The 17851-nt window shown below is 61.6% G+C and carries 19 protein-coding genes; all 19 read right to left on the bottom strand.

Annotation, left to right across the window (positions count from 1 at the left end; genetic code table 11):
* Nucleotides 1-156: 156 nt before the first annotated feature.
* Nucleotides 157-1632 (bottom strand): sigma-54 dependent transcriptional regulator, encoded by a 1476-nt coding sequence (locus tag F3I62_RS10715; protein ID WP_160489637.1) that lies wholly within the window; start codon nucleotides 1630-1632, stop codon nucleotides 157-159.
* Nucleotides 1633-1825: 193 nt separating this feature from the next.
* Nucleotides 1826-2122 (bottom strand): flagellar protein FliT, encoded by a 297-nt coding sequence (gene fliT, locus F3I62_RS10710; RefSeq protein WP_160489636.1) that lies wholly within the window; start codon nucleotides 2120-2122, stop codon nucleotides 1826-1828.
* A gap of 29 nt (nucleotides 2123-2151) precedes the next feature.
* Nucleotides 2152-2532, bottom strand: a complete 381-nt coding sequence (gene fliS / locus F3I62_RS10705; RefSeq protein ID WP_160489635.1) for a flagellar export chaperone FliS — start codon at nucleotides 2530-2532, stop codon at nucleotides 2152-2154.
* 72 nt (nucleotides 2533-2604) lie between these two features.
* Nucleotides 2605-2997, bottom strand: a complete 393-nt coding sequence (gene fliS, locus F3I62_RS10700) for a flagellar export chaperone FliS (protein WP_160489634.1) — start codon at nucleotides 2995-2997, stop codon at nucleotides 2605-2607.
* A 3-nt stretch (nucleotides 2998-3000) separates the two neighbouring features.
* Nucleotides 3001-4416: a flagellar filament capping protein FliD gene (gene fliD / locus F3I62_RS10695; RefSeq protein ID WP_160489633.1), complete on the bottom strand. Its 1416-nt coding sequence runs from the start codon at nucleotides 4414-4416 to the stop codon at nucleotides 3001-3003.
* A 68-nt stretch (nucleotides 4417-4484) separates the two neighbouring features.
* Nucleotides 4485-4871, bottom strand: a complete 387-nt coding sequence (locus tag F3I62_RS10690; RefSeq protein WP_160489632.1) for a flagellar protein FlaG — start codon at nucleotides 4869-4871, stop codon at nucleotides 4485-4487.
* An 81-nt stretch (nucleotides 4872-4952) separates the two neighbouring features.
* Complete coding sequence (locus tag F3I62_RS10685; protein ID WP_160489631.1) at nucleotides 4953-6122, bottom strand: flagellin; 1170 nt, start codon at nucleotides 6120-6122, stop codon at nucleotides 4953-4955.
* 69 nt (nucleotides 6123-6191) lie between these two features.
* Nucleotides 6192-6602, bottom strand: a complete 411-nt coding sequence (locus F3I62_RS10680; protein WP_160489630.1) for a hypothetical protein — start codon at nucleotides 6600-6602, stop codon at nucleotides 6192-6194.
* Between the two features lie 17 nt (nucleotides 6603-6619).
* Nucleotides 6620-7870: a flagellar hook-associated protein FlgL gene (gene flgL / locus F3I62_RS10675; RefSeq protein ID WP_160489629.1), complete on the bottom strand. Its 1251-nt coding sequence runs from the start codon at nucleotides 7868-7870 to the stop codon at nucleotides 6620-6622.
* A 113-nt stretch (nucleotides 7871-7983) separates the two neighbouring features.
* The gene (gene flgK / locus F3I62_RS10670) at nucleotides 7984-10002 is read right to left on the bottom strand and encodes a flagellar hook-associated protein FlgK (protein WP_160489628.1); all 2019 of its coding nucleotides are present in this window, start codon (nucleotides 10000-10002) and stop codon (nucleotides 7984-7986) included.
* A gap of 9 nt (nucleotides 10003-10011) precedes the next feature.
* Nucleotides 10012-11187, bottom strand: a complete 1176-nt coding sequence (gene flgJ / locus F3I62_RS10665; RefSeq protein ID WP_160489627.1) for a flagellar assembly peptidoglycan hydrolase FlgJ — start codon at nucleotides 11185-11187, stop codon at nucleotides 10012-10014.
* A gap of 11 nt (nucleotides 11188-11198) precedes the next feature.
* A complete protein-coding gene (locus F3I62_RS10660) occupies nucleotides 11199-12299 on the bottom strand; it encodes a flagellar basal body P-ring protein FlgI (RefSeq protein WP_160489626.1) in 1101 nt (366 codons plus the stop codon).
* Nucleotides 12300-12312: 13 nt separating this feature from the next.
* Nucleotides 12313-13026 (bottom strand): flagellar basal body L-ring protein FlgH, encoded by a 714-nt coding sequence (gene flgH / locus F3I62_RS10655; protein ID WP_160489625.1) that lies wholly within the window; start codon nucleotides 13024-13026, stop codon nucleotides 12313-12315.
* A gap of 64 nt (nucleotides 13027-13090) precedes the next feature.
* Nucleotides 13091-13876 (bottom strand): flagellar basal-body rod protein FlgG, encoded by a 786-nt coding sequence (gene flgG, locus F3I62_RS10650; protein WP_160489624.1) that lies wholly within the window; start codon nucleotides 13874-13876, stop codon nucleotides 13091-13093.
* Nucleotides 13877-13922: 46 nt separating this feature from the next.
* Nucleotides 13923-14666: a flagellar basal-body rod protein FlgF gene (flgF, locus tag F3I62_RS10645; RefSeq protein ID WP_160489623.1), complete on the bottom strand. Its 744-nt coding sequence runs from the start codon at nucleotides 14664-14666 to the stop codon at nucleotides 13923-13925.
* Between the two features lie 202 nt (nucleotides 14667-14868).
* Nucleotides 14869-16209 carry a flagellar hook protein FlgE gene (gene flgE / locus F3I62_RS10640; protein WP_160489622.1) on the bottom strand — a complete coding sequence of 447 codons (1341 nt, stop codon included), beginning with the start codon at nucleotides 16207-16209 and terminating at the stop codon, nucleotides 14869-14871.
* Between the two features lie 44 nt (nucleotides 16210-16253).
* Nucleotides 16254-16922 carry a flagellar hook assembly protein FlgD gene (gene flgD, locus F3I62_RS10635; RefSeq protein ID WP_160489621.1) on the bottom strand — a complete coding sequence of 223 codons (669 nt, stop codon included), beginning with the start codon at nucleotides 16920-16922 and terminating at the stop codon, nucleotides 16254-16256.
* 22 nt (nucleotides 16923-16944) lie between these two features.
* A complete protein-coding gene (gene flgC, locus F3I62_RS10630) occupies nucleotides 16945-17388 on the bottom strand; it encodes a flagellar basal body rod protein FlgC (protein WP_160079313.1) in 444 nt (147 codons plus the stop codon).
* Between the two features lie 14 nt (nucleotides 17389-17402).
* Nucleotides 17403-17810: a flagellar basal body rod protein FlgB gene (gene flgB / locus F3I62_RS10625; RefSeq protein WP_160489620.1), complete on the bottom strand. Its 408-nt coding sequence runs from the start codon at nucleotides 17808-17810 to the stop codon at nucleotides 17403-17405.
* Nucleotides 17811-17851 lie beyond the last annotated feature (41 nt).

Genomic DNA, 17851 nt, shown 5'->3' with positions numbered 1-17851 from the left:
CTTCTCTCACTGGGCAGACCGTCAGCAGACGGTCAGTCAGTAGAGTCTTAGCAATACCCGTGCCTAAAAAAATGTCGTTATTAATCAATTACTTAAAAAATAAAGCCGGAGGCTGTGTCAAAGCTCCGGCTCTATCGACAAGGAAACGGGAGAGGCTCAGTCCTCGTCGCCCGCCTCTTCATCGCGGCGACTCATGCCGTACTTGCGCATTTTCTCCACCAGCGTGGTGCGGCGAATGCGCAGGCGTTCGGCGGCTCGCGCCACCACTCCGCCGGCATCATCCAGCGCCTGCTGGATCAGACCCTGCTCGAGGTTGCCCAGGTAGTCCTTGAGGTCCAGGCCTTCCGGCGGCAGCATGGCGGCGGTGGATACCCCGGGCAGCCCGGCACCGATGGCGGCGCGCTCCTCGAACTCCTCGCGCAGGCTGGTCGCCAGCTGCTCGTCCTCGTCATCGACATGACGGAACTTCTTCGGCAGCTCGCCCACCCCGATCACCCCATAGGGATGCATGATCGCCATGCGTTCAACCAGGTTGGCCAGCTCGCGCACGTTGCCCGGCCAGTCATGCCGACACAGCGACATGATCGAGGCCGAGTTGAAGCGGATGGAACCGCGCTTCTCGAACTCCATGCGCGAGATCAGCTCGTTCATCAGCAGCGGGATGTCTTCCACCCGCTCGCGCAGCGGCGCCATCTCGATGGGGAAGACGTTGAGGCGGTAGTAGAGGTCTTCACGGAAAGTCCCCTCCTCGATCATCTTCTCCAGGTCCTTGTGGGTGGCGGCGATGATGCGCACGTCGGCGCTCTGCGTCTTGTTGCTGCCGACACGCTCGAAGGTGCGCTCCTGCAGCACGCGCAGCAGCTTGACCTGCATCGGCAGCGGCATGTCGCCGATCTCGTCGAGGAACAGGGTGCCGCCATTGGCCAGCTCGAAACGCCCGGCCCGGCTGGTGATGGCACCGGTGAACGCGCCCTTCTCGTGGCCGAACAGCTCGCTTTCCAGCAGCTCGGCAGGAATCGCGCCACAGTTGACCGGCACGAACGGCGCTTCGCGACGCCGGGAGTGATAATGCAGGTTGCGCGCGACCACTTCCTTGCCGGTACCGGACTCGCCGAGGATCAGCACGCTGGCCTCGGTATCGGCGACCTGCTGCATCATCTGCCGCACGTGATGAATGGCGCGGCTGGTGCCGACCAGGCTGCGGAACAGGTTGGGCTCGCGCTGGCGACCGCGCTCGCGCGCCTGGTCGTACATCTCGCGGTAGACCTGGGCGCGATGCAGGGAATCGAGCAGCTTGTTGTAGCTGGCCGGCATTTCCAGGCTGGCCAGCACCCGACGCCGCAGGTCTTCCGGCCAGTCCGCCGGCGCCGCCTCGCCGATCAGCAGCAACGGCAGGTTTTCATCCCAGGCCGTCAGCTGCTTGAGCAGCTCCAGCGCCCCGCCCTTGGTTACTACATCGCCGAGCAGCACGCACAGCACGGTGCGGCTGGAATCCAGCGGCGCCACGGTTTCCCGCCAGCCGGCGCTGTCGCAGGAAAAGTGTTCTTCGCCGAGGAAATTGAGGATGACCGCCAAATCGCGGCGGCGCTCGCAGTTGTCGTCAATCAGCAGAATCTTGGTTTCACGCCACATCTTGTTAGGTTCTGACTCGCGAGCTGGAAATGAAATTGCCTGCCACTACAGCAGGCAACACCGGCAATTGGCCACTAGTAAAGTCAAAAACAAGGCGCGAGTCAATTTAATGACGTGATTTTTCTTGCGTATTCGCGAGGAAAATCAGAATGAAGGGCAAAAACGCGTTCGACTCGGGCCGTCGAAGTCGAACTCAGGTAAACAGTTGGTAGACCTTCGCACCCTGCTGCGACTGGTTCAGCTGCACCAGCTCGCCGGCCAGGCGGCGTTGCTCGGTCTGACACATGGTCACCAGCTCGCGATAGAGGTCGAGCAATTCCTGCATGCGCTCACGCAGTACGCCTTCGTCGCGCACGGCCTCGACCATGGCTTCGTCGACGGCCTGCCGGCACTGCGCATCCAGCTCGCCGATGGCTGCCCAGTCCTGGCGGGCCAGGGCGTCGCGCAGGGCACTGCCGGTGGCTTCCAGACGTTGCACGGATGAACTCATGAGATTCCCCTCTCGGCTTGTGGCACGCATCAGTGACTGATGGCATCCCAACCGGATTTCACATTACGCAGCAGATCGGCCACTTCGTCGATCAGCGCCATATCGTTGTCTCGATTGGCTTTGACCAGACGAGAGATCATGTATTCATAGAGCCGGTCCAGGTTGACCGCGATTTCGCCACCCTGCGCAAAGTTCAGCCCATCGCGCAGGCCACCAATGATACCGATGGCCTTGCCGATAAGTTCACCCTTGGCCGCCAACTGACCGTACTGCATCGCACCCCTGGCCTGAGCCAGGCGGGACAGGCCGCCATCCATCAACATCTGAATCAGGCGGTGCGGATCTGCATCGGTCAATTGAGTCTGAGTGTTGACGGTTTGATACTGCCGGAGGGCCGCCATCGCATTCATTGTCGCTCTCGCCATTCTGCTTGCTGGATACTCAAGATATCGGCATCACAGGGCAAAGCTTTAGCAATGAAGTCAGCCGGCAGGAGGTGTTTCGACTTCGGGGCCGATGGCATCCCAGGCAGTTTTGATCTGCCCCAGCAGCGCCTGAACTTCGTCCAGGGAGCGCGGCGTACCATCCAGGGCGACACCAGCCAAACGGCGGGTCATGTAGTCGTACAGGGCATCAAGGTTCTCGGCGATATCACCACCCAGTTCCTTATCCAGACTGGCCTGCAGCACGCCAATGATGCTCAGTGTCGAGCCCACCGCCTCGCCACGCAGGTTGGGTTTGCCCTCCGCCTGAGCCTGTTTCGCCAGCAGCAGGCGCTCAATGGCGCCATCGAGCAGCATCTGTACTGCCCGATAGTTGCTGACTTCCTGGCTGATCCGAACCTGCTTGTAGGTGTCGATGGATTTCTTGCTCATCGCTTAACTATCCTTTTTCACGAAGCCTGGCAGGCTGGCAAGCGACTGGGTCAAACGATCGCTAGTCTGGTTCAACTGCCCAACCAGGGCATCCATGGCATTGAACTGGGCATATAGGCGGGCCTGCACCTTCTCGATTCGCAGGGTGAGGTTTTCTTTCTGCTTGTCGATATCATCGATAGTCGACTGCAAACCGCTTATCCGCTGTTCGAGCACGCCACCGGTCTTGACGAAGCCGTCGATGCGCTTGTCGATTCGGCTCATCAGGCCACTTTCGCCGGTAAAGAAGGTGCCCACCGCATCAAAGTTATTCTTGAGCGCGGACTTGAGCTTGTCGTCATTGATTTTCAGGGTGCCATCTTTCTGAGTGGTGATACCCAGATCCGACAATACGCGAACGCCATCCTGATTCGCCGGGTTGACCAGTTCGTTACGTACGGCGCTCAGCAGGTTGCGCACAGTAGTATCGCCGACCAGGCCGCCGACCACCGGCTCCTTGCCTTCGCCCACCGATACAACGCTGGTCAGTTCATTGCTGGTCTTAATCAGCTTGTTATAGGCGTCGACAAACTTCTTGATGCTGTCCGTAACCCCACCGGTATCCTGGCCCACCGTCACCGTCAGCGTTTTGTCCACCTCGGTCTTGGCAACCAGTTCAAGGGTCACTTCCGGAATGGCACCGGTCACGCTATTGGTCGGGCTAGTCAGCGTCAGCCCGTCGATGCTGAACTCGGCATCGGCCGCCTGGGTGATGTAACCCGCGCTGGCGGTATCCGCGGCATTCAAGGCAACGGCCCCATTGGCATTCAGCGCAGCCAGGTTACCCGTGCCCGTCACGATCACATCCTGGCCGGCCCCCGTCTTGCTGGAGCTGAATACCAGGCGCGACTCTCCGGTGGTCGAGCCCGGATTGCTGACGATATTGACGCTGATGCCCTTGTCCTTGAGCGCCGCATTGAGCTGGTCGCGGGTGCTCGACAAATCGGAACCCGCGGTGATCTTGACTTGCGTGCCGGTATCACCAGCGCCCAGCTTGACGGTGAAGATTTCCTCCGCCGCACCGCTGCCGAAAGTATTGTCCACCGCAGCGGAAGCCACCTTGCTGGAGGCCGCCAGGCGATTCACCGCCACCTGGTAGATACCGGCCAGGGCACTCTTGCTGGCAGAAGCGGTTAGCGAGGCGGTATTGGATGAGCTGGCCGTACGCTTTTCAAACAGCGAAGTATCGTTCAACTCCTTCAGTGCTGTCTGGAATGCACTCAGGGAACTCTTGAGCTGGCCCAAGGCGGAGAACTTGGTCGTCGTGGCCTTTTCAAGACGCGCCAGCTGCGCTTCTTTAGGAGCCTTTTCCGCACTGACCAACGCACCGACAATGCTGTCGATATCGATGCCAGAACCAATACCCGTTAAACCGACCATGCTGGTCACCTCGTCATGGGGTTGACGCTTTTACGCTGAAAACCAAACATAAACAAAATTCATGCCATTCAGGCTTCTGCCTTGAACAGCAGGCTACGGATCTCTTCCAGGTTTTCGGCCAAACGCAACGCATCTTCAGTGGGGATCTGACGAACGACATCTCCCGACGCCGAATCCGTGACCTTGACCACCACGCGCCCGGAAGAATCATCGAAATCGAAATTCAGATCGCGCCGAATCGATTGAACAAAGCCCTGAATCGAGGACACGGCCTTTTCAACGGATTCCCTGACCGACTCTGCAGACTGCTCGGGCTGCTGGGTTGCCGTTGGACGAGCCGCCAGTTCGGTCGCGGGCGACAGTTCAGGCTGCACGGCAGAACCGTTGGCTGTCCCGGCCTGCGACCTTGACCCGGTTGTTACTAACGACAACGGATTGCTGATACCTATGTCCATCGTCACACCCTCTAAATGGCAAGACGGGGGGAAGCGCCAGGCACTTCCCCCCGTAGTCTAACGCTGACTGGCTGTTTCAGCTTACTGCAGGAGGCTGAGCACCGCCTGCGGCAGCTGGTTGGCCTGGGCCAGGATCGCGGTACCGGCCTGTTGCAGGATCTGGTTCTTGCTCAGGTTGGCGGTTTCGGCAGCGAAGTCAGTGTCCTGGATACGACCACGAGCAGCCGAGACGTTTTCCGAGATGTTCTGCAGGTTGGCGATGGTGTTGTCGAAGCGGTTCTGCACGGCACCGAGATCGGCGCGCTGGGCGTCGATGGACTTGATCGCGTCATCGATGACCAGCACCGCAGCCTGTGCACCGGCGACATCGGTGATATCGATGTCATTCACCGTGTTGCTAGCAGAAGCAGCGCCGGGAGTAACAGTCGCAAAAGCTGCGCCTGTGGTATCCGTATCTGCAAAGGTGATAGTCGTCAGGTTGGAGGTTGTCGAATCAGTCGGGTCCGCCTTGTTGATCACCTGATAGGCACCGGTACTATCCTTGTGAACACCCACTTCCAAGTTTGCGTCGTTAATGGCCGCAGCGAGCTTGTCGGTGACTTCTGCGGTAGTGTCGCCATTCTTGAGTTCAGCGGTCACGTCAACCGTACTGGCGTCAGCAAAGGTCAGCGTCATGGTGACAGTGCCGTCGGCAGTAGCGGCAGCAGTGGCATTACCAAAGGCTGTCTCGAAGAAAGCCCCCTCAAGCGACTCAGTACTCATCTCGGCAATGCTGACACTGATGCTTTCGTTGGCCGCGGAACCGACCTGGAAGCTGGTGGTGCCGAAGTTGCCGTCCAGCAGCTTGCGACCACCGAAGGTGGTGGTGTTGCTGATACGGTCGAGTTCTTTCTTCAGCTGACCCACTTCGGAGTTCAGTGCGTCACGCTCGGAGTCGCTGTTGGAGCCGTTGGCCGACTGCAGGGACAGGTCACGCATGCGCTGCAGGATGTTGGTCGACTGCTGCAGGGCGCCTTCGGCGGTCTGCGCCAGGGAGATACCGTCGTTGGCGTTCTTGACCGCAACACCCAGGCCGTTGACCTGACTGGTCAGGCGGTTGGCGATCTGCAGGCCGGCGGCATCGTCCTTGGCGGAGTTGATGCGCGAACCGGTGGACAGACGCTGCAGGGAAGTCGCCAGGGCGTTGGACGAGGTGTTCAGGTTGCGCTGGGTGTTGAGGGACGCGACGTTAGTGTTGACAGTAAGAGCCATGGTATTTGCCTCCAAGGGCGCTGGTACTTAGGTTTGCCTGAGTTTGCGAGCTGTGAGCCTGCTGCTTGCTCAGGCGCCCATAAACTTCGCATTCGTAATCTTTATCGGCGCTACCCAAGGATGCTTTAGGGACTTTTCTTCATATTTGACGAAAAAAAATTCCATAGCCAAAACAGCCATTTGCAGCGTTAAGGCGAAGATAAACGCGCCACTGGCGGCTTTTCGTCGGCATATCGCCCCCGCCAAGCTACCCTGGCAAGCGCGCCGCGCCAGGGTAGGACTGGAAAACGCGCCAGCCCCAGCAGTAAAGCGCCACGAGCGAAAAATGACTTGTCTGACCGATGATTGGGAGGATTGGTCGTTGCGCACAGGCACCGCCAATTGACTGAGGCAAAAAACAAAAGCCTCCTCGACTTCCCGGGAGGCTTTTTCTTTGGTGCGGGCTTTGGCCCGCTTGCTGCCATTTTTCCAAGGGCGCAAGCCCAGCCTGCACTGCGTCAGCGCAGCTGATTGAACAGGCTAAGACTGCTGATCTTCACATAGCTTTGCTGTGCGGCTTCCAGAATGACCGACTGAAAAGACAGGCGCGACAGGGCTTCAGCATAATCCAGCTCGCGCAGATCGGCCTGCACCCCCTTATTCACCAGGCTGACGTCTTCGTTGTCAGTTCGGGTGGAGTCGAGGATATTCAGACGCGCGCCGATTTCGCCACGCACCCCGTCCACCGTGCTCATGCCGTGATCGAGATTGGTTAGTGCCTCGGCCACCGCGTCGCGAATCTGCAGGCTTCCGGCAGGCGTATCCACACCGTCTTCCAGGGCCGTACGCAGATTGGCGATGGTCGTCAGAATGCCCTGTTTTTCCTGAGTCGGGTCGGCCGTTACCTGAATGGTCTCGCCGCCGACCGGAGCTCCGTCGAACTGCAAGGTCATGCCACGAAACACCAACTGATCGCTCTTGCCCGAGTCATCATCCAGCTTACCGCTGGACAGCACCGGGGCCGGCACGCCGATCTCGAACACCTCGTAGCTGCTGGCATCCGGATTGCCGAAGACGATCTCGATACCAGCCGCCGGGAATGACGGGGCACCGGAAAAGGCCACTTCGTCCTGCACCAGGGGCGCAGAAACGCTCAGGGTGGAACCAGCGGGACTCACTGTAAGCACGCTATCCAAGCGCCCGGCATTGGTGACGCTCTCAAAAATCTTCTTGCCGCTGTCGCTGATCGCCAGGTCTAGCGAGCTAGCCACCTGCAGCTTGCGCTGCCCCTCGTCGCCCTGATAGCTGTAGGAGCCATCTGCCTGGCGCACAAAGGGCTGGGTCTTGCCCTGAAAACCGGAGAACAGGTATTCGCCGCGAGCGTTACGCGTGTTCATCAGGCCGAGCAGCTCGTCCTCGCGCTCGCCCAGCTCTGCGGCTATCGATTGCCGGTCCGCCTGGCTGAGCGCGCCATTACCGGCCTGCACCGCAAGCTCGCGCACGCGCTGGAGAATGGTATTGACCGAGTTGAGGGTGGCTTCCTCCTGGGTCAGGCTGTTGTCCGCCGCCGTGAGGTTGTCCTTGTACTGGGTCAGCACGTTCTGTTGCTGTTCCAGCTGCAGCAGGCGTACCGAGGCTACCGGATCATCAGCTGGGGTAAGTATACGATTGCCGGTGCTGATCTGCTCCTGGGTACGGGTGACGCTGGCATAGTTGCGCTGCAGGCCCTGTACACCGTTATTGAACGCCTGGATGGTGGAGATGCGCATGCTTGAGCCTCTTGCTGCAACCGGCGGGCCCCGGTGGGTTCTGTAGGGTGCGCCGTGCGCACCGGGCGGTTCATCGGTGCGCACGGCCTAGGCGGCCCCGCACACTCTACGGTTTATCTGAAGGTATTGATCAGGGTATCGAACAAAGATCGGGCAACTTGAATAACCTGTGCCGAAGCGTTGTAGTACTGCTCGAATTTGATCAGGTTGGCGGCTTCCTCGTCGAGGTTGACCGCCGACAGCGAGTCGCGATTGTCAGTGGCCTGCTTGAGGATGGCGCCAGTGGCTTCGCTGTCCTGGCGGGCCTGTGCGGTCAGGGTGCCGACTCGCTCGACCAGGTCGCCATAGCCATCGGTGAAGCTGACCCCGGTGGCGATGCCCACCGTCTTGTCCACGCCAACCGTCTGCTTGCTTTGCAGATCCACCAGCTTAAGCGCGTTGCGGTTGTCCGATACGCCATTGGTGTTGAACGACAGACTGAAACTGTCGCCATCCTCCGGCCGACCGCTGACGGTGAAACTCACCCGGTTGCCGCCCCCCAGATCCAGCTCATAGGTATTCAGCTGTCCCGGTACGAATGCCCCGGCGGGAATCCGGGCCAGCCCGGCGACCGGGGTGCCCGGCGGGCTTTCAAAGGCGCCGGCACCGTTGTACGTCAAGGCCACCGGTAAAGCAGCGGAAATAGCCGTAGCATCAATCGGACTGGCACCGGCGGCGATCAGGTCAGGCTGAGAAATCGAACCGCTGCCGCCGTTCTGCAATGCTGCTTCAGCCCGCACCGGCGCCGCGAAGGCCAATTGATCCGGCTGATCCAGCACCACCTCGATGCTGGTGGCACCGCGCCGCGTGGGCTGGAGCAGGAATTGGTCACCCGCTGCCGGCGCGCTATCGATGACCAGTTCGAAGCCCTGATCGCGACCGGCCGCATCGGTAAAGGCCAGGGTCTGTGGATAGGTATAGGGACCCGAAGGAGTCAGCGTCATGGCCTCGCCATCGCTCAACCGCCGCGCCGTATAGTTGGTGCCGTCATATTCCAGGCGATAGTCGCTGGTGGTGAGTACGCTGCTGTCGGTGATGTTCAGCGCCGGCTGGACGTTGCCGGTATTACTCGAGAACGCCCGCACCCGCAGTGTTGCCAACGCCGTATCGTTGTAATCGCCAAACAGCGCGGTACCCACCTGCCCCTTCAAGTCCAGCCCCTGGCCGAGCTGGGTATTGACCTGGTCGCTGACCGCCAGCGCCAGCCGGCCGAGCGAGTTGAGGGTCGGATCCAGGGTCTCGGCGCGGTAGCGGATCAACCCGCCCAGCTCGCCGCCGGTCAACAAGGAGGTGATGCCCTGGCTGGAACCGCCGCTGACGAAATTCACCTCGAAGCGGGTCGGGTCGCCCTGCCCCGGCACTACTTCCAGGCGACTGGTGGTGCTGCCCACCACCAGCGGCTGACCGGAGCCGACGAACAGGTTGACCGAGTTGTCATCCTGCGCCACCACCGTCACGCCGACGTAGGTGGACAGCTGGCGGATCGCCTCTTCGCGGGCGTCCAGCAGGTCGTTGGGCTGCTGGCCGTTGGCCGCGGCCACGGCAATCGCTTCGTTGTAGCTGGCGATGGAGGTCGCCAGGCGATTGACCTGGTCGCTGACCGCTACCATCTGCTTGTTGATGAACTCGTTCTGCTCGCTGATGCGGTCGTAAACTGTATTGAAGCGCCGCGCCAGACCTTCCGCTTCGGACAACACCAGTTGCCGCGCCGGGATGTTGGCGGGGTCCTCGGCGGCGGTCTGCAACGACGAGAAGAACTTCTGCAGCGAGGGCGTGATGCCGGTGGTGGTGCCGGCCAGCAATGAATCGAGCTGCTCGATCTGACTCCTGTAAGCCTCCACGTCACTGCTCAGCGCCGTACTGGTACGCACCTGGGTGGTCAGGAACTCGCTGTAGCTGCGGCGAACATCCGTCAGCGTGGTGCCCGAACCGATATAGCCGGCGCCGCTGAATTGCGGGATGCGCGTGGCCTGCACCGTGTCCTGGCGGGAAAACCCGGGGGTGTTGACGTTGGTGATGTTGTGGCCGGTGACCGCCAGCGAGGTCTTGTTCGCCGCCAGCCCGGACAGGCCAATGTTCAGTAGGTCAGCCATATCTCAGCCTCAGGTCCTGGTGGTCGCGCTGTCGACGGACGCTACCGCCTGGTAGGTCTGCATCTTGCGCGCGATCTGGGCGATCTTGCGGGCGTACTGCGGGTCGGTGGCATAACCGGCCTCCTGCAGCTCGCGCACGAAGCTTTCCGGGTTGTCGGTCGCGGCCAGCGCTTGCTGATAGCGGCCATTGCCCTGCAGGAAACTCACGTAGTCGTTGAAGCTCTGCTGGTAGGAGTCGTAGGCGCGGAACGAAGCCGCCTCCTTGACCGCCTCGCCGCCCTTGTACTCGGTGGTCAGCACCCGGGCCGACTCGCCCTGCCAGCCGCCATGGCTCTTGATGCCGAACAGGTTGTGGCTGCTGGAGCCATCCTGCTGGCGAATGATCGACTTGCCCCAGCCGGTTTCCAGGGCGGCCTGGGCCACCAGGTAACGGGCATCGACGCCGATCTTCTGTGCCGCCTGCTCGGCCATCGGCAGCATGGTGGCGATGAATTCCTCGGCCGACTGGAACGCCGACTTGCCCGGCGCCAGCGGCGGCTGGGCCAGCCGCCGACCGCTGAGGGCATCGCTGTCCTGCAGGTTCAGTTCCTGGCGCTGGTCGCTCTTGGCGGCCTTGCTCGGCAGCCAGTCGGCAGCCGCCAGCGGCTGCGTGTCGGCCTCGGTGCTGGCCGGCACGATGCCCGCCAGCAGGCGATCGGTGAGTTTGCCCGGTAGGCTCAGGCGGCGCTGGTTGATCAGCTTGGAGTCGTCGCGCACGCTCCCCGCCTCGTCCTTGAAGCCTTGCGGGATGGCCGCGACGGCGGCCTGCTCGGCCACCTTGGCGAACGGATTGGGCCGCTCGCTGGGCCCCTTCATCTTCGACAGCTGGCGTTCCAGCACATCGGCCAGGCCGATGCCGCCGCCGCTCTTGGACAGGGTCACGGCCAGCTGCTGGTCGTGCATGTCCTGGTAGGTCTTGCTCTCGTTGCTGTTCATGAAGTTGCCTTCGGCGAACACCGCGTTCGCCGAGCGCATGGCCTTCATCATCTCGTTGAGGAACAGCGACTCGAACTCCTGCGCCACCTTCTTGATGTTGCCGTCGCTGTCGCCGTTGACCTTGAACTGGTTGAGCCGGTTCAGGTCGGTGTAGGCACCGCTGTCGAGTGGCTTGCCGCCGGCGAGGCCGGCTGAAAGTCGGGAATCCATGGCCGCCTCCTTTAGATCACGATCAGGTCGGCCTGCAGGGCGCCGGCTTGCTTGAGCGCCTCCAGGATGGCCATCAGGTCGGAAGGTGCGGCGCCGACCTGGTTCACCGCGCGGACGATTTCATCCAGGGTGGTGCCGGGGCCGAACTTGAACATCGGCTTGGCCTCCTGCACCGCATCGACCTTGGAGTTCGGCACCACCGCGGTCTGCCCGCCGGAAAACGCCTCCGGCTGGCTGACGATCGGGTCTTCGGTGATGGTCACGGTCAGGCTGCCGTGGGTCACCGCGGCCGGCTGCACGCGCACGTTCTGGCCGATGACGATGGTTCCGGTACGCGAGTTGATGATGACCTTGGCCACCGCCTGCCCCGCCTCGACTTCGATGTTTTCCAGCACCGACAGGTAATCGACGCGCTGGTTCGGGTCCAGCGGCGCGCTGACGCGGATCGAGCCGCCGTCGATGGCCTGGGCCACGCCCGGGCCGAGCAGGCCATTGAGCTGGTCGACGATGTTCTTCGCCGTGGTGAAGTCCGGGCGGTTGAGGTTGAGGGTCAGGCTGTTGCCCTGCTCGAAGCCGCTCGGCACCGGCCGCTCCACCGTGGCCCCGGCCGGGATGCGCCCGGCCGACGGCACGTTGACGGTGATTCGTGAGCCGTCGCTGCCTTCGGCATCGAAGCCGCCGACCACCAGGTTGCCCTGGGCCACGGCATAGACGTTGCCGTCGATGCCCTTCAATGGCGCCAGCAGCAGGCTGCCGCCGCGCAGGCTCTTGGCGTTGCCGATCGAGGAAATGGTCACGTCGATGGTCTGCCCCGGCTTGGCGAACGGCGGCAGTTCGGCGTGGATGGACACCGCCGCGACGTTTTTCAGTTGCACGTTGCCGCCACCGGGCGGCACCTTGATGCCGAACTGGGCCAGCATGTTGTTGAAGGTCTGCAAGGTGAACGGGGTCTGCGTGGTCTGGTCACCGGTGCCGTTGAGGCCGACCACCAGGCCGTAGCCGATCAGCTGGTTGCTGCGCACCCCCTGGATGCTGGCCAGATCCTTCAGGCGTTCGGCCTGCACGGTGCCGGCGGCGAGCAGCAGGCAGATGACGGAAATCAGTCGCTTCATGATCGATACCTGGTCAGAACGGGAACAGCGGGCTCATGAAGAAACGGTCGAACCACCCAGGCTGGCTGGCATCGGCGAAGGCGCCGGTGCCCGAATAGGTGATGCGGGCATTGGCCACCCGGGTCGAGGACACGGTGTTGTCGGTGGCGATATCGTCGGAACGGATCATGCCGGCGATGCGCACCAGCTCGTCGCCGGTGTTCAGGGTCAGCCACTTCTCGCCGCGCACGGAGAGGATGCCATTGGGCAGCACTTCGGCGACGGTCACGGTGATCGAGCCGGACAGGCTGTTGCTCTGGTCCGCGGCGCTGTCGCCTTCGGTTTCACGGCTGCCGCTGTACGCTGCATCCAGGCTCAGCTTGGCCGCATCGAGAGGGTTGAGGTCGCTGTCAGGGTTATCCACCGACACGCCACCGCCAAACAGCGAGGTCAGGCCGATATTGGCGCTGCTGTCCTTGGCCATCTTCGAGCCGGCCGACTTGCTCGCCTGGGTCTTCTCGCTGAGGGTGATGGTGATGATGTCGCCCACCCGATAAGCCTTGCGGTCGTCGTACAGGTTGGTTTCGAAACCGGCCTGGTAGATCGCGCCGTTGGTCTGCGCGGCCGGCAGCGGGGTGCGCGGCAGCACCGGGGCGTAGTAGGGATCGTCCGGCTTCGGCGGTGGCGACACGCAGCCGCTCAGGGCGGTCGCGCTCAGCACGGTAAGAAGAATCATCAGCCGGTTCATAACCACTACCTCACGGCGTTCTTGTTGCTTTAGGCGCTTGCCGAGCCAGGCCCGGCAACGCGCATTAAAGATTCTGGGTAATAAAGGACAGCATCTGGTCGGCGGTGGAGATGACCTTGGAGTTCATCTCGTAGGCGCGCTGGGTGGTGATCATATTCACCAGTTCCTCGACCACGCTGACGTTGGAGTTTTCCAGGGTGTTCTGCACCATCACGCCGAGACCGGTCAGGCCCGGGGTGCCTACCTGCGGGGCACCGCTGGCCGCGGTTTCCAGGTACAGGTTGCTGCCGATGGCCTGCAGGCCCGCCGGGTTGACGAAGTCGGCGGTCTGGATGTTGCCGACCACTTGCGGCGTCGGGTTGCCGACGGTGGTCACCGAAGCGGTGCCGTCCTCGCCGACGGTGAAGGTCTGCACTTCGGCCGGCAGGACGATGGCCGGTTCCAGGGCAAAGCCCTGGCTGGTGACGACCTGGCCATCGGAGTCCAGGTGGAAGCTGCCGTCACGGGTGTAGGAGACGGTGCCGTCCGGCAGCAGCACCTGGAAGAAGCCGCGACCGTTGATGGCCAGGTCGAGCGGCTGCTCGGTGGTCTGCAGGCTGCCCTGGGTATGGATCTTCTGCGTGCCGACAATGCGTACCCCGGTACCCAGCTGCAGGCCGGTGGGCAACTCGCTGTCCTGGCTGGACTGACCGCCGGGCTGGCGGCGGATCTGGTAGAGCAGGTCCTCGAACTCGGCGCGATCGCGCTTGAACCCGGTGGTCGAGACGTTCGCCAGGTTGTTGGAAATGGTGGTCAGGTTCATGTCCTGGGCGGACAGACCGGTTTTGGCAACCCAGAGAGCAGGAAGCATGTTGTTTCTCCTCGAGCGCCAGTTTCATGGCGCTTCGCGTTGGTAATTAGCTGAGTTGCATGACCCGTGCCATGGCCGTGGCGCCTTCCTCGGCGGTACGCATCATCTTCACGTGCAGCTCGAACTGGCGAGACAGCGAGAGCATGGCGGTCATCTCTTCGACGGCGTTGACGTTGCTCGCCTCGAGGAAGCCGGAAGTCAGGCGCACATTGGCATCGGCCTGCTGCGGCTGGGTGGAGTCCTTGATCCGGATCAGGCCATCGGCGCCCTTCTCCAGGGTCTTCGGGTCCGGATTGACCAGCTTGATGCGGTCGACTTCGGCCATCACGTTCGGCGCCTCGCCGAGGGCGCGAATGCTGATGGTGCCGTCCTGGGCGATCTCCACCTTCTGTTCCGGCGGCACGGCAATCGGCCCGCCGTTGCCCAGTACCGGCAAACCGTTGCCGGTGCGCAGCTGGCCGAGGGCATCGATCTGCAGGCTGCCGGTGCGCACATAGGCTTCGCTGCCATCGGCGGACTGCACGGCAATCCAGCCCTGACCATCAACCGCCACGTCCAGGTCGCGCCCGGTTTCCTGCAGCGTGCCCGGGGTGAAGTCGGTGCCCGGGCGCTCGCTCATCGCATACACGCGCGCCGGGAAGCTGTCGCCGAACACCGGCATCGAGCGCGCCTGCTCGAAGTCGCGGTGAAAGCCGGTGGTGGAAATGTTGGCCAGGTTGTTGGCATGGGCACGCTGCGCCATGGTGTTCTGGCTGGCGCCCGTCATGGCAACGTAGAGCATCTTGTCCATGTTCTTCTCCGAGGGTCGGCGATTGCCGCTCGCAACTTCAATGCAAGCTACTCAGCAAACGCCGTGCCACTCTTCAAAAAACATTACAAGATATTGATTTTATTCAATTTAAATAAAAACAAAGGCTCCCGAAGGAGCCTTTGCAGGGACGCAGCGGCGATGCATTGCCGGCGGCGGCAAGCCATCGCCAGAGAGCGGCTAATCAACGCAGGTTGATGATGGTCTGGGTGATCGCGCTCTCGGTTTCGATGGTCTTGGCGTTGGCCTGGTAGTTGCGCTGGGCCACGATCAGATTGACCAGCTGGTCCGACAGCTCGACGTTGGAGTCCTCCAAGGCGCCCGACTGCAATGCACCCAAGGTCCCGGAACGCGGCGTGCCTACAACCGGCTCACCCGAGGCGAAGGACTGGACCCAGGCGGTCTTGCCTACCGGTGTCAGCCCCTGCACGTTGGCGAAGCTAGCAAGCACTATCTGCCCCTGAACCAGTGATTGCTCATTGGTGTAGCGAGCAAATATCACCCCGGTATCGTCGATCTCCAGACCGGCCAATTCACCAGTGGTGTAGCCATCCTGATCGACTGCGGTGACAGCAAAGGTGCTAGCAAACTGGGTAGCGTCGCGAAAATCGATGTTGATACCCGCAGTCGCCGCATTGGCGCCGTTACCACTCCATACAGGAGGAACAGAGTTATCCGACGCAGCCGGTACCCAATTGGTCAAGTCAATGGTGCCATCGAGATTCACTGTGAAATCGGCAGACGCAGTCGACAGCAATTGGCCAGAGGCACTGAAGGTTAGATTCGCGGTGAACGGCGATGTGGCAAGGAGGTTTGGAGAAGGAGGCGGTCCAGGAAGCGTAGTTTCTGGCGACGCCGGGTTACGTCCATCAATCAGTACATTCATATCCCAAGTATTGGCCCCAGTCTTGACGAAGTACTGGGTCAGTTGATGAGCATTACCCTGAGTATCGTAGATATTGGTCGAAGTCGACGAGTTGTAGGTAGTCGGATCGGCAGGATTGAAAGGTACGGTTGTTGGTACAGCGTTATTCGAGTTGAGGTTGAAGGTTTGTGCGATATTCTCGGTGGCGCGAGGCGCTTGAGCCGCGGTACGAATCTGTATATCGCTCACAACACCATTTTGCAGATTACCATTGCCATCCACTGCGTAGCCCTGCAACCGATAGCCGAAGTTATTGACCATGTAGCCGTCGCGGTCGGTACCGAAGTAACCAGCACGAGTGTAGCTGACCTCACCATTGTTACTGGTCTGGAAGAAACCGTTGCCGTTGATGGCCAGGTCCAGCGCATTCTGCGTGTAGTTGATGTTGCCCTGGTTGAACAGCTGCGACACATCGCCCAGCAGCACACCACTACCCTGGGGGTTGGAGCCGGAGCCCAGCACCGAGGCGGCATACACGTCGGCAAACTCCGCGCGCGACTGCTTGAAGCCGGCGGTGCCGGCGTTGGCAATGTTGTTGCCGGTGACGTTGAGATCACTGGTGGCCGCGCGCAGACCGCTGAGCCCGATATTGAAAGCCATGGAATTCTCCTTTGCCGTTACTGTCGGCGCTTACAATCTGTGCGTTATTGACCGATGACCTGCACCTGCGACAGCGGGACGCTGCCCAGGCCGGCAAGGTTTAGTGTCAGCTCACCGCCGTTCTGGCCCAGGGTGACGCTGTCGACGTTGGCGGGCAGCATGGTGTAGAGGCCTTTGGTGCCATCGGCATAAGTGGCCTGCGCCTCGAACTTGTAAGTACCGGGCGGCAAGACTTTGCCGCTAGCATCCTTGCCGTCCCACATGAAGCTGACATTGCCGGCTGCCTGCTGCCCCAGGTTGACACGGCCCACCGAAGCCCCCGCGCTGTCGTAAATATTGACGTAGACGTTGCTGCTGGTGACCGGCAGAACCAGGCTGGCCTTGAAGGTTTCCGCGGTATCCACCACGGCCTTGTCGGTCGGCACTATGACCTTGCGCCCGACCAGCGAGGAGGCCTGCAGCGCCTGCGAAGACTGGTAGCCGGACAGCAGCGAGCCCATGCTGGTGTTGAGTTTCTCGATGCCCTCGACCTGGCTGAACTGCGCCAGCTGGGCAATGAACTCGCCGTTGCCCTGGGGCTCCAGCGGGTTCTGGTTGTTCAACTGGGCCACCAGCAGGTTGAGGAACTCGTTCTTGCCAAGCTCCTTGTTCTGCGTGGTGTCCTGTTTGATCTGGTACTGGTCCAGGGCCGAACTGACGCCACTAACGCTCATTTTCTCGCTCCTCGTTCGCGGCTTACTGGCCCAGGGTCAGTACGCGCTGCATCATCTGCTTGGCGGTGTTCATCATTTCCACGTTGGTCTGGAAGGCGCGACTGGCAGAAATCATGTCGGCCATTTCCTCGACCACGTTGACGTTCGGGTAGTACACGTAGCCCTTCTCGTCGGCGGCCGGATGGTTCGGCTCGTAGCGCGGCATCAGGCTGCTCTGGTCCTCGACGATGCCCAGCACCTGCACCCCGCGCCCGGCCTCGTCCTGGTCGGCGAACAACGAACCGCGATCACCCTGCATGCTCGACTCGAACATGGTGGCGAACACCGGGTGGCGCGCGCGGTAGGTCTGGTTGATGCTGGAGGACACCGTCTCGGCGTTGGCGATGTTGCTGGAGATGGTGTTCAGGCGAGTGCTCTGGGCGCTCATGCCGGTTCCGGCGATATTGAAAACACTGGCGAGTGACATGCTAGGTATCTCCCTTATTCGCCGCGCAGGGCGCTGACCAGCCCTTTGAATTTGCTGTTGAGCAGGGTGAAGCTGGCCTGGAACTGCACCGCGTTCTCGGCGTAGTTGGACTGCTCCTGCTGGATGTCGACGGTGTTCTGGTCGATGGACGGGTGGAACGGGGTGCGGAAGCGCAGCGCCGGATCGGCCAGCTGGATGCCTTCGGCGGCGATGTGCTGGCTATCGGTGCGCTGCAGGCCGACCGGCTGGCGCGCACCCTTGGCGCTCTGTTCGGCCAGCACCGCGGCGAAATCCAGATCGCGCGCCCGGTAGTTCGGCGTATCGGCGTTGGCGATATTGCTGGCCAGCACTTCGGCACGCTGAGCGCGGAAGCCGAGGGCCTTTTCGTGGATGCCGAGTGCGTTGTCGAAGCTGATGCTCATGACCTTGAACCTTTGCCGTTGGGCGATCTGGTGGTGCCGTG

It is taken from the genome of Pseudomonas sp. R-28-1W-6, assembly GCF_009799925.1.
Classification (GTDB): Bacteria; Pseudomonadota; Gammaproteobacteria; order Pseudomonadales; family Pseudomonadaceae; genus Aquipseudomonas.
The sequence above is the reverse complement of the archived record's forward strand: the minus strand, read 5'-3'. Positions and strand labels throughout refer to the sequence as shown.